Source organism: Micromonospora sp. BL1 (assembly GCF_003667485.1).
GTDB classification, from domain to species: domain Bacteria; phylum Actinomycetota; class Actinomycetes; order Mycobacteriales; family Micromonosporaceae; genus Micromonospora; species Micromonospora tulbaghiae.
The window spans coordinates 28,187-40,171 of record NZ_RCVK01000261.1 but is presented as its reverse complement, the minus strand read 5'-3'; the positions used below and the strand labels follow the sequence as shown (position 1 = coordinate 40,171).

The 11,985-nt window shown below is 66.0% G+C and carries 8 protein-coding genes, 1 tRNA gene and 1 pseudogene; 6 read left to right on the top strand and 4 right to left on the bottom strand.

Annotation, left to right across the window (positions count from 1 at the left end):
• Positions 1-9 precede the first annotated feature (9 nt).
• Both EAD96_RS18365 and EAD96_RS18360 read right to left on the bottom strand, forming a co-directional pair.
• Positions 10-1,023, bottom strand: coding sequence for an acetamidase/formamidase family protein (locus EAD96_RS18365; RefSeq protein WP_121685163.1), 1,014 nt, complete (start codon positions 1,021-1,023; stop codon positions 10-12).
• The gene (locus EAD96_RS18360; protein WP_047893054.1) at positions 1,020-2,426 is read right to left on the bottom strand and encodes an APC family permease; all 1,407 of its coding nucleotides are present in this window, start codon (positions 2,424-2,426) and stop codon (positions 1,020-1,022) included. The genes EAD96_RS18365 and EAD96_RS18360 overlap by 4 nt, the downstream gene beginning before the upstream one ends.
• 376 nt (positions 2,427-2,802) lie before the next feature.
• Here EAD96_RS18360 and EAD96_RS18355 point away from each other — a divergent pair, with 376 nt between their 5' ends.
• From EAD96_RS18355 to EAD96_RS18345, 3 genes are all read left to right on the top strand, one after another.
• On the top strand, positions 2,803-4,272 hold the full coding sequence (locus EAD96_RS18355; protein WP_147457900.1) for a helix-turn-helix domain-containing protein: 1,470 nt from the start codon (positions 2,803-2,805) through the stop codon (positions 4,270-4,272).
• A 13-nt stretch (positions 4,273-4,285) separates the two neighbouring features.
• Complete coding sequence (locus EAD96_RS18350; RefSeq protein WP_047893053.1) at positions 4,286-4,918, top strand: 2'-5' RNA ligase family protein; 633 nt, start codon at positions 4,286-4,288, stop codon at positions 4,916-4,918.
• A 498-nt stretch (positions 4,919-5,416) separates the two neighbouring features.
• Positions 5,417-5,489, top strand: a tRNA-Arg gene (locus EAD96_RS18345).
• A gap of 187 nt (positions 5,490-5,676) precedes the next feature.
• Here EAD96_RS18345 and EAD96_RS31575 read toward each other — a convergent pair.
• Positions 5,677-5,910: pseudogene (locus EAD96_RS31575) on the bottom strand (site-specific integrase); the annotation flags it as partial.
• Between the two features lie 235 nt (positions 5,911-6,145).
• Here EAD96_RS31575 and EAD96_RS18335 point away from each other — a divergent pair.
• Positions 6,146-6,592, top strand: coding sequence for a hypothetical protein (locus tag EAD96_RS18335; protein WP_121685168.1), 447 nt, complete (start codon positions 6,146-6,148; stop codon positions 6,590-6,592).
• Between the two features lie 1,648 nt (positions 6,593-8,240).
• Complete coding sequence (gene tcmP / locus EAD96_RS18330) at positions 8,241-9,422, top strand: three-Cys-motif partner protein TcmP (protein ID WP_121685161.1); 1,182 nt, start codon at positions 8,241-8,243, stop codon at positions 9,420-9,422.
• Between the two features lie 29 nt (positions 9,423-9,451).
• Here the strand turns inward: tcmP and EAD96_RS18325 are convergent, their stop codons facing one another.
• The gene (locus tag EAD96_RS18325) at positions 9,452-10,210 is read right to left on the bottom strand and encodes a DUF5131 family protein (protein WP_121685167.1); all 759 of its coding nucleotides are present in this window, start codon (positions 10,208-10,210) and stop codon (positions 9,452-9,454) included.
• A 323-nt stretch (positions 10,211-10,533) separates the two neighbouring features.
• On the opposite strand from EAD96_RS18325, the gene EAD96_RS18320 reads away from it, so the two are divergent.
• Positions 10,534-11,025 (top strand): hypothetical protein, encoded by a 492-nt coding sequence (locus tag EAD96_RS18320; protein ID WP_121685160.1) that lies wholly within the window; start codon positions 10,534-10,536, stop codon positions 11,023-11,025.
• The last annotated feature ends 960 nt before the right edge of the window (positions 11,026-11,985 follow it).

The window sequence follows — 11,985 nt, the reverse complement described above, 5'->3', positions numbered from 1 at the left end:
CCCAGGCCCCTATCCCTGCACGGCGGCAAGGGCCCGCAGCCGGGCGTGCGCGTCGCGGTAGGCAGCCTGCCGCTGCGGGAGCACGGCTTTGTCGATGGCCGCCAGAACGGTGTAGTTGGGGTCGCAGACGTTGCCGATGGGCGCTCGCCCGGCCTGCGAGATGAGCTGATAGGCATCCAGCGTGTGCAGGCCGCACAGGTCGACGGTCCAGCCGGTGAGGTCCTGGTGGGCCATGCGGTAGGCGTCCTCCAGCGGGCGGGCGCAGCCGACCGACATGATCGCCGTGTCGGTTTCCAGACGCGGCCAGGCGGTGTCGGTACCCTTGATGACCTCGACGGCGAGGGTGGTGACGGTGGCGATCTCCACGCCGACACCGCAGACTTCGCCGTGGCCTTGGCGGGCGTGTCCGTCGCCGAGGGCGAGCATCGCCCCGTGCACGTTCACTCCGAGATACAGGGTGGTCCCGGCGCGCAGTTCCGGGGTGTCGAGGTTCCCGCCGTAGTAGTCCGGGACGATCGTGGACCGGGACTCCATGCCACCTGGGGCGACGCCGATGGTGCCGATCATCGGATCCAGCGGCAGCTCGACCATGTGGTCACTGGCGGTGGCCCGGTACCGGACGACGCCCGCGTGCCCGTCGATGTCGTACACCCACACCCGCTCGTCGAGCGGCGGCTGCAGGGTGGCGGTGTGCGAGGTCGACGTGAGTGCCCCGAAGTAGGGGAACGTCGCCGACACACCCCAGTCGCGGGCCGGCTCGATCGACACGAGGTGCACGGCGAGGGTGTCGCCGGGCTCGGCGTCCTCGACGAAGAACGGCCCCGACACCGGGTTCAGGTACGGCATCTGACACACCTGCGACGGCAGGTCCGCACGCCCCCGCACCAGGCCGCCGAAGCAGTCCTCGGTGTGCACGGTGAACAGGTCGCCGGAGCGGACGTGGGCCACCGGCAGGCGTCCACCGAAGGTGTAGGCCAACTCGTCACGGGCGGGACGGTAGGTGAAGTGACTCATCGCGATCACACCCGCTCCATGTCACGCCCGACGGTCTGGGCGGGGGCCAGGCCGGACAACACCGGCCGGCGGCCGGTCAGGTACAGGCCGGCCAGGACCAGCACGCCGAGGCCCAGCCAGGCCAGGCCGAGGCGCTGGGCGGCGATGTTGGCGTTCACCACCACGTAGGCGAGGATCACGAACCCAATTCCGGGCATGAGCAGGTGCGCGAACCAGTTGCCGCTGCGACGGCGGATCAGGTGGTGAACGACCACGGAGACGTGCAGGACCAGGAACGCCACCATCGCCCCGAAGTTGATCAGCGACGACAACAGCGTGATGCCATCCGCCCGGGTCGCCATGTACAAGCCCAGGGCGAGGGACACGACGCCGGTGAGCAAGGTCGCGTTGATCGGCACGCTGCGGCGCACCGACACCTTCGCCAGGAACGCGGGGAGTTGCCGGTCGCGGGCCATCGCGTACAGCAGCCGAGACGTGGCGACCTGCGCGACCATCGAGTTCGGCAGCCCCCACGCGATCGCCGTCGCCACCGCGCACACCGTCGCCAGCCAGCCTCCGCCGGCCACCGCGGCGGCGTCGTAGAAGGCGGTGCCGTTCACGTCGCCCTCGGCCAGCAGCCCGCCGGGGTTGGGCACGAGCATCGCCGCCAACCACGTCTGCGCGATGAACAACACCCCGGCCAGGACGAGCACGGCCGCCATCGCCCGGCCGATCTGCCGGGCGCCGTCACGGGTCTCCTCCGCCAACATGGAGATGCCGTCGAAGCCCAGGAACGACAGCACCGCGATCGACACCGCCCCCGCGACGAGGGACCAGGTGAAGGTGTCGGCGTTGTAGAACGCATCCCAGCTGAACCGGCCGCTGCCCGTTGCGAGGGCCCAACCGGCGACGGCGAGGAAGATCGCCAGGACGATCAGCTCGCCGACGAGCATCACCCGGGTCACCATCGCGGTCATCCGGATCCCCACCGAGTTGACGACCGTGTTGACCGCGACGAACCCGAGCAACCACAGCCACACCGGCACCGCGGGCACGGTGGAGTGCATCGCCACCGACGCCACCAGGTACAGCAGACCGGGCACGAGCACGTAGTCGAGCAGGATCACCCAGCCGGCGAGGAACCCGACCGGCGGGCTGATGCCCCGACCGGCGTAGTTGTAGACGCTGCCCGACATGGGGAACGCCTTGACCATCTGCGCGTACGAGAACGCGGTGAACACCAGCGCCACCACACCGATGGCATAGGCGAGGGCCACCATGCCGCCAGAGCCCGCGTAGACGCTGCCGAAGATCGCCATCGGCGCGATCGGCACCATGTACACCAGTCCGTACGCCAACAGGTCCCGAAACCGCAGCTGGCGGCTGAGTTCCTGCCGATATCCGTAGCGGGCCAGGTCGTTCGAGGTTGTCATCGGTAATCCTCACGAGGATGAGAAGCGCGAGCAGGGCGCGGAGAGACGCCTGCCGGGTGGTCGTCAACGACCCGACGGCGACGGACATCCCGCGGTTGACGGTGCTATGGCAGCCACTCCATTAGTCACTGCTGGTGGCTACATCCGGACCGACGGTGATCCGGCTCGGCAAGCTTGCCAAGCGCATCCATGTGAATGGATCCCCAGGGGTGGTGAGATTTTCCCCCACCCGCGTACGCCTTTGACCTGCACGAACTTTGATCAATCAGCGGCTAGCTCCCCACCTCTGGGCCGGAGGCCTCGTCGCGCCCCGTACCGATTCCGATGAGAGGGGCGATACCGTGCGACAAGAGGCCGCACGCAGGGGGTGACCGCGATGGCAAGGACGACGGGCACCAAGGCGCAGCGTGACCATGTGCGCCAGACACTGGCCGGTTTCGGAGTGACCCCGCCCGCCATCGCCGCCGAGCTGCAGCGCCGCTTCGGGCTACGCCCCCGAGATGCCTTCCGCCAAGCCCATGGTTGGACCCAGGACGCGGTAGCCGAGAGACTGAACGCCAAAGGAAGCGGTTCGGCGACGTTCACCGGGGCGCGGATCAGCGACTACGAGCGATGGCCCTTCGGCGGTCGTCGGCCCACCCTGGCCGCCTTGAACGCACTGGCGCAGGTCTTCGGCACCGAACCGAGCAGTCTGGTCGACCTCCACGACCTGACCGCTATGCCGGAAGCAGACCGAGCGGCGCTGAGCGGCAGGAACGCCGCCCCGATGCCTGCACCACCGGTCGCATCCTCAACACCACCTGGCGCGATGGCTGAGCCTCTGCGATGGGACCTCGGCGCTCTGCAGGACGAGACGGAACTGGTGATAGCGGTGGCAGAACGTACGGCGAGCTTCGGCACATGGGCGCAAGCCTCCAACGTCGGGCCCTTCACCCTCGACGATGTCGCTGCCTCCACCCGCAGGATCGCCATCGACTACCTGACCGAGCCGCCCGTCGTCGTCTACGCGCGGGCCGGGCTCCTGGCCGACCGTGTCTTCCGCCTTCTCCAGACCGGGCGTCAGAACCCTGATCAGTCTCGGGAGCTCTACACCTGGGCGGGCTACCTCTGCACACTGCTCGCCTGGATGGCCGGCGATCTCGGCCACCCGGCGGCGGCCGAGTCCCAGGCACGCACCGCCTGGATGTGCGCCGAGACCGTCCGCGACAACACCCTCCGCGCCTGGGTTCTCTCCACGATCAGTAAGACCCACCTGTGGGAGCGGCGGTTCGAAGACGCGGCCAACGCCGCCGTGCGCGGCTACGGCCATGCCGCCGAAGGCAGCGCGGCGGTCATGCTGGCGTGCCAGGAAGCGGACGCGTGGGCGGAGATCGGCGCCGTCGAGCCGGCACGGGCAGCACTGCAACGGGCCGAGGAGGCCCGCCAACGTGCCAGCCGCGACCCGGTGGGGGGCCTTCTGGCCTGCGGCACGGTACGCCAACACAACTACGCTGGATCAGTGCTGCTCCGCATCGGCGAGGCCGCCAACGCCATCGAACATGCCGAGCACGCCCTGACGGAAGCCGCCGCGGATCCCTCGATCGCCTACGGCACGCTCGCCCAGATCCGCATCTGGGCCGCCGCAGCACATCTCAAAGCCGGCAGCCTCGACGGCGCGGTCTCGGTCCTGTCGCCGGTGCTCGCTCTGCCACCCGAACAGCGGCTCGACCCGCTGGTGCACCGCCTGCGTGGCGTCGGGCGCAACATCGCCGGCAATCCGTCACTGCGCGCGAGCATTGAGGCCCGCAATGTCCAAGCAGCCATCACCGAGTTCTGCGCCACCGGCGCCGCCCGGCAACTTCCCTGAACCTGGAGAACCCATGGCAGTCCCGCACGCCACCGATATCCGTGATCACTGGTACTGGCGACCGGGTTGGGGCATCGGCTCCCGTTTCTACACCTGGCACATCACCTTTGACGGACAGCCCGAGGTCGAGAAGCTCGCTGACCAGTACCGGTCCCTGCTGTCCTCGCAGCCCAGCCTCGACGTCATTCCGAACCGATGGCTTCACCTCACGATGCAGGGCATCGGCTTCGTCCAAGCCGTCGCCACCGACGACGTCGACGCCATCGTGGCCGCTGCCACCGACCGGTGCTCGCGCCTGTCACCTTTCAAGCTCACCATCGGCACCCCCCACGTCGATCCCGAGTCCATCCAGATCGCCGTCGAGCCGATCGAGCCGGTGCGGCAACTCCGCGCCGCCATCCGTGCCGCCATCGCCGACGTCTGGGGGCAGGACCGCGTACCCGAGGCCGCCGAGCCCTACAACCCTCACCTCAGCCTGGCCTACACCAACACCGACGGTCCCGCAGCGCCGCTCATCGAGGCGCTCTCCTCCGCCCCGAAGATCAGCGCCGACGCGCTGATCACCTCGTGCCAGCTCATCGTCCTCAACCGGGACGAGGGCATGTACGTGTGGGAACCGTACGCCACGGTAGAACTCGGTTCCTGAACCCTGTTACGTCCGCCATGTCACCCCGTGGTAAAGATTGCCGCCGCGATGGCTGTTCAATCGGCGGGCATTCGGGTGGAGAGAGGGCTCCCCGTCTTACACGGAGGCTCCTGCCCCGGATGAGCGAGGGATGTTCCGCACTGGCGGGCTTGAACTACAGACCCATCCAAGCCGGCCCGATGAACGGCCAAGCCCTGACGCAGCTCCGGTCCTGGTGACGTGGCCGAACCTCCCGTGGGAGGCGACGCCAGCCGGGCGAGAGGGCAGCGCTCACATGATCTTCGGTGATGTGCGCGGTGTGTGCTCTCCAGCGGATGCCAACCAGGGTGAACCGGTGCCAACGCGGGTCACCGGGGCCGACCGCCGGTCGCAAACCGGGTTCGTGTGCTCCGGGTGTGGTCCTGGGCTGGGAGAACAGGGGGCCGGGTGACGTGGGTGAACGTGGGCCACTCCCTGCCACCCCAGGTGAACCCCCAGGTCGCTAGACTGTGCCCTCGCGCCCTCGTAGCTCAGGGGATAGAGCATCGGTTTCCTAAACCGTGTGTCGCAGGTTCGAATCCTGCCGGGGGCACCTCGATACACGGCCGAAACGCTCCCTGAGCTGGCAATACCTACGTCGCTAAATTAGAACAAGTGTGCAGCCGTGTGTCACCAGAAGCCGCCGTTTGTCGTAGGTTGCGGAACAGACGCGGAATGACCCTGAAGGCATCTTCGCAGGTCAGCCGGTACCACCGGGACAAGATCCGGAACGGCAGCCATCATACGGGCCACGCCACACCAGTCAGAGCCTCAGAGATCCGGTCGTTGACGGTGGCCTCCGCGCCGTCGATGCACGTGGCGTAGACCTTCAGCAGCACGTCAACGGAGTGCCCGGCCCGGTCGGCTACCTCGGTTGCCGGTACACCAGCGTTGAGCCACAGCGACACGGCAGCGTGCCGCAGGTCGTACGGGCGACCAGCGAGCGGAGAGTCAACTTGGCGCGGCGTCAACGCGCCAGCTACGGCTCACCAATACCGCCTGTCCGGCCAGCTGCCGGCCAGCTGCCGGCGATGTCGGGTCTCAGGACCTCCGTGACAGAACAGTCTCCGGACCTCCGTGACAGGTCCGGCTAGACGATCTCCATTCACCCCGTCCGGACGTGCAAGGATCTTCTCTACTTGGGCGGCCAGCGGAGTGCAAGGAGGCGCGAGGGTGAGGTACGTCAGGGTGGAACGGACAAGGGACGGCATGTTCCTGGACCCCGATGCGTACCTGCGGCAGTTGCCGTCGTTCGTTGACTCGTTGCCCGAGGGGGCACGCCGGTTCGCTACGGACCCCGGTCACTACGACTTCTTCGGGCAGCGGTGCATCAAGGACCTCAAGCCCGCCCGGCTAACGTCCGGTGAGGCGGGCGGGAGCACCTGGGTTGAGTTGAACCTGCGGCACAACTGCTGGAAGCACGAGGAAGATCTGACTATCCACTACAGCGGCGTGCAGAGCCTGGCGATTGATCCCGCCGACAAGGGGATGGACGTGACCCAGCTCCAGGACGTGATGCTGGACGAGCTGCTGCCCCACGAGCACGGTTCCCGACACGAGATCGTTTGCCTCTTCGGAACACTGGTCGTGACGAGTCAGGACCTCACCGCAACGTGGTTGCACGCCGACTGCCCGGAGCGTGAGCCGGGTCGCTGAGCCAGTCGAGTGTCACGCAGGTCCCGAGACCGGACAGCCAGCTGCCGGCGATGTGGTGCAAAGTTTCTGTACGTCTTCAAGGCGGCCCTGAACGGGCCGCACGCGCCGCCGCCTGGGCGCGCGTCCGTCGCTCCGCTGGCGCTCCGACTCCGGCCACGCAACACGCCCGGCGGCTGGCGCGGAGAGCGGGCAGCCCGGGGGCCGCCGCAGACGGGGATGGCGGGGAGAGTGGCGGGTTTCATTGCCGGCAGCCGGCCGCGCCGCGCTTGAGCAGCGCGGCGCATGTGCCGCGCGACGGGGTCCGCGAGGCAAGCCCCGAGCGTGGGGGCGGTGTCCGCCGAGGGCATGCCGGTCGTCCAGGAGCCGGCTCCGCAGCCGCTCGCGGTCAGGTCAATTGCTCGCCTGGGAGGGGAGGGTGCCCGTCGGCGGCCAGCTGCCACCCCCGGGAGCCGGGTCCGCACCGGGTGAGGTTGGGTCAACTGCGCCACGGTGGCGGCGTCCGTCGGGGGCCCGGTCCGCGACACGAAAGCCGACTCAGCCCGGCCGGCGCGTCCGTCCGTGCGTCAAGGTTTACTTGACCTGCGGGTCGGGCGGCGGGCCGCTCCCCAGGAGGGCGGGTCGATGGCAGATGGCAGATAGTTAGCTCTGGGACGTTGAGCCGGGATGGTCGAACCCGTCAGACACCGGCTCGGTCAAAATTGCTCTGGGCTTGGGAGGCTTTGGGTTCCACGCGCGCTCATGTTCCTCCGTGCCTAGGTCGCGACGAATTTGATCCCGCAGTTTATTAAGAATTCTATAAAAGTCTCTCAGGTTCCGCAATGAATATCCGCTAGCCTCCGAGGAGTCATTTGATGATTTAGGCCCCCCTCTTAGGTGATCCATATGGAACCTGCTCATGGTTATGCAGAGGCGTGTAACTGTCTGGTCAATGTGGATGGGGGTGATTAGATGAAGTGTCGTAGCCGTAAGCTCTACGGCATGAGCTGCGTGGAAAGCTGTTTGTAGCTGCTCTTCTGGCGGGTAGTAGCTTTTCGTGATAAGTGCAAGTCTTTCCGGCAGAACGGCTTCGCTCCACTTCTCTGCATTTACAAAAATTCCCGAATATAGGTCGAGTAATTCCTGGCGGCGACGGGTTGCGTCTTCGCGCTCCCACTGAGCTTGACGGTCGACCCGTTCTCTTTGCCAGCCCTCAAGCTCCCGTTTGCGCTCTCGCTGCCACCTAATGCGCTCCTGTGTCCGCTCACGCGCCCACTTCTTATCCTCACGCCGACTCGTCAGCCACTGAGTTATTAGCACGCCGAGTAGGGTGCCGATAATGCCAACCATCGCTAGCTCTACCGGCGTGCCAGACTCCGCTGGAGCGCGGGCTGGCGAAGGCGGGGATGTGGTGGAGGCTGTCGGCGCGGCCGTCGTTGAGGCGATGGGCGCTGGCGTCGGCGTCGGCGTCGGGGCAAGCACCCGCACATCATTACGTGGGACCCCTAGCGTTGGTGTCCCGAGTCCAGGTTGGAGGGTTGTCGGGGCGGCGGTTGATCATCTGCCCCTCGGCTTAGAATGGGACAAGGTTGATGATGAGGTTCAACGTCTTCCACCTCCCGCCACCTTACGCTAGCGTGGCGCTACGTCCAGTAGCCGTTGGGGAGGGCTCATGCCCGGCACCGACTTCTTCGCGTCCAAAAAGGCTGCCGCCGTCTTCAAACACGGCATCTTGAGCCGGTACCCCGTCGTCTTCGCATCGAAGACTGGCAGAAGCGTCGAGGGTCACCGTGTTGTCTTCCTCGATGGATACGCTGGCCGCGGAGAGTATGACGACGGCCAGCCCGGTTCGCCGCTACTGCTGTCGCGATGTGCCGATTTCGTCAAGGGCTATCGCAACGTCCTGGGGTTCTTCATCGAGCAAAACCCGGACAACTTTGCCAACCTGGAACGCGTACTCGGCGAGAAGGGTGGCGACGCGGAGCGGATCGTCCGGTCCGGCTCGATTGACGAGCACCTTCCCGAAGTCCTAAGGCGGGCCCAAGGTGCGTCGCTGTTCGCTTTCCTCGACCCATTCGGCCCTGCGTTGGACTTCGACGTTCTCAAGGCTGCCCTCCTCGGTCGGCCGTCGTGGCCACCTACTGAGGTCCTTCTGCACTTCAGCGTCTTGAGCGTCGCTCGGATGGGTCGTGCCGTACACACGGCTCGTGCAAGGCACGGCGAGCTTTCGCCGGCTGATCAGAAGACAGCCGACCGGCTAGACCGCTTTCTTGGCGGCGACTGGTGGCAAGAACACTTCGCAAGCGTCCGAGACGAGGGTGATGAGCAGCGGGCTACAGAAATCGCCTTAGAGGTCTGCGACACGTACGAGAAGCTTCTGACGACCGGAACGCGACACCGAGCAGTCAAGATGCCGGTACGGCCTAGACCAGATCTGCTGCCGAAGTACGTGCTGGCGCTGTTCACCGCTAGCAACGAGGGAGCCTGGCACTTCGCGGACTCGTTAGGTAAGGCGGGCGTGGAGTGGTCAGTGGCGTGGCAGACGGACCTGCTCCGTAAGGGGGAGAGGCACGGGCAGGGCTCGCTGTTCGGGGGCGATGAGTTGCCAACCCCCGAGAGCCACGGCAGTCGTCACGGCACCGACTGGGCGAGGATCATCGCGGGGAACCTCGAACGATTGCTAGACGAGCTGGGTCCGTTCTGCCCTGCCGACTACGTGCCGGAGGTCTACGGCACGACGCTGGGTCAGGCAAGTACGCCTCACGTCCGGGCGGCCGTGAAGTTACTGAGCGGAACGTCTGTGGCCAACACCGGTAAGGGTGACTTCTGGAAGGAGCAGTTGCGGCGCCCATAGGGGCCGTGATCCTTCTCCGTCGGTGGCGTCTACCCGATCGAGGTGAGTTCGCGTGCTTGCGGCATCTCGTCCCACGTTCGGCCGTCTAGATTACGACCGCCGGCCTTTGGTGTTCTCCCGCCCCACTGCTTGAAGAAGAAGGCTGTGCCGTCGGCGACGCACTGGTCGCGCAGGGACCGCAGCCAAGCCGGTTCGACCGGCCGGCAGCCAGGGCCAGACTCACCACCGGCGATCAGCCAGTCAATGCCATCAAGATTCAGGTCCTCCAGCGGGCCGAGTAACGGTTCGGCCGAGACGAACCGAACGGCAGCGGGCACCTGGCGGAGATGATCGATGCGCTCCGTCTGTTCATCGTCCTCGACGGAAACACCCATCCAGACGTTGACCGGCCAGGTCAGTCGGGGGGCGAGCTTCGCAAGCCTCGCCGCTCGCTTTGTGAGCACCTGGTAGGTGTGCTGCGGCGTTGCCGCCATGACCTCAAAGACCTGCTCGACGAAGTTGAGGGGAACCTTTGCATGAAAGAGGTCGCTCATCGAGTTGACGAACACGACCCGGGGCTCTCGCCACCGCAGAGGCAGCGTCAGCTCACTGGGGTGTACTGCGACCCCGAAGCCTGGCCCCGAAGTACGCGGGTCGCCGTCCGTCTGATACTTGGCGGACCCCATGGCCTTCAGTCGCTTTGCCAAGGTCAACGCGTAGCAGTGATCGCAGCCACGCGAGATGCGGTCGCAGCCTGTTGTCGGGTTCCACGTGGCTTCGGTCCACTCGATGGAGCTCTTGTCTGCCATCACCACACTCCCCGGCCGGTTGGAACGATTCTGTCGAACGTGCGTACGGATTGAAAGACGTAGAGACGATCTTTCTTGCCGGCGGATCAGCAAGCGCAGAAGTTCCCATCCACCGCTGGACCAACGCACAGGACGCAGAGTGGGAAGCGGCCAGGCCGTCACCAGGCCGTCGCAGGCCGAACGTTGGCGACCAACGACGACCACTGGTGACGATGCCTGCCCAGGCAACAGCGCGTAACCAGCCGGTCTGCCAGGCCGACTAGGCCGCTCTTACCTGTAGTTGGTGAACTGACTACCTTGCGCAAGCCTCATAGCGTAGCTGCATGACGGACGCGCCATGGTGGGGGACTGCCCTGCTGGCCGGGCTTTTTGGACTTGGGGGTGTTGCAGTTGCCCAAGTCGTTGCGATCAGGCTGGAAGGAGTCCGCAACAGACGTGAAGACCAGCGGCGTTGGCACACAGAGAGGCGCCACGTCTACGCCAGCTTCTTAGCCGCCGCCTATGCCGTCTACCGTCATATCCGGTCGAGCCCCCGAGATGAGGCCTACGCCTTGCGGTGGCGCGAGCTGACGGATGACCTCACCGTCCGGCACCAGGAGGTGCACCTCCTGGCGTCGACTCCCGTCACTGCGGCGGCACAGGCGCTCCTTGCTCAGCTTAGAGAATTCGCTGAGGCCACCAAGAGGCAACCTGACGGGAATCATGAAGCGTTGCGCGACTCGCTCTCACAAGCACGTATGCGCTTCATCAGCCTCGTCCGGGCCGAGCTGGATGTGGCGGAGCCGGGTGGGTCCTTTACATTCAGGAACTTCTAGCGGCAGTGTCTACTCCGCTTTTGACCACCTGGTCGACAGCAACGGTGACAGCAACAAGACCAGACGGGGGTGGAGCAAGCCAGACATGTGCGGATCATCGGCCGAGGTCACAGACGCGGACGGACCCCGCCGGACGACGCGCCCAGAACTTGTAAGCGAGAGGTGGGTGGGATGCGCTCTGGCGACCGTGTCACCTCAACTCGACGTTCCAGCGACGAACGGGCGTCGACGGGCTAGGTACCGATAGCGGACTCAAGCGCCCTTACTGCTACCGGAACCCCGATGGCCTGGGCGACGCTGAGCGCCCAGCGGCCCGCACGTGCCAGGTGGGCAAACGCCGTCGGCCCATCGCCCTGTTCCGCGGCGACCTCGGCCTTGGCCAACTCCGCCAAGGCGACGTCTTCTTGTGGTGTTCCGCTAGCACGGGCACGTGCTTCCGCACGCACCTTTTGAAGCTCAGCCGCTAGTTCTCGAAGATCGACTTGCCCAGCTGTCTGATTCCAGACCTGAGTAAACTTCTGTCCAATCGCGATCGAGCCCGGTCCCACTGCGCCAGCTTGACCAGTCTGATACGAGTCGCCCATTACGACCTATGGACAGGAGATCCTCTGAGCTGAATGCAAGTCTTATGGGCAGCAAGGAGACAGGAAGCCGAGCGGTTGCGGGCGGTCGGCGACGGTGGCCGGCAGCACTGAGGCCGTCCTAAGTGGCGCAGGACACGTTGCGGTTGCGGGCTCCGGAACATGCGCGGAATGGTCACAGACAGCGACGACCGACCGGCTGGCTTTTGCGCAGCTAGTGGACACCGGGAGCCGAGGAGCGCTAGCCCCTTCCTAAACCGTGTGTCGCAGGTTCGAATCCTGCCGGGGGCACCTCGAAGACCAGCCAAAACGCCACCTGAACAGCGGATACGCTCCCGCACCGATCGATCGGCCTGTGCAGCCGGATGTCACCCGTAGC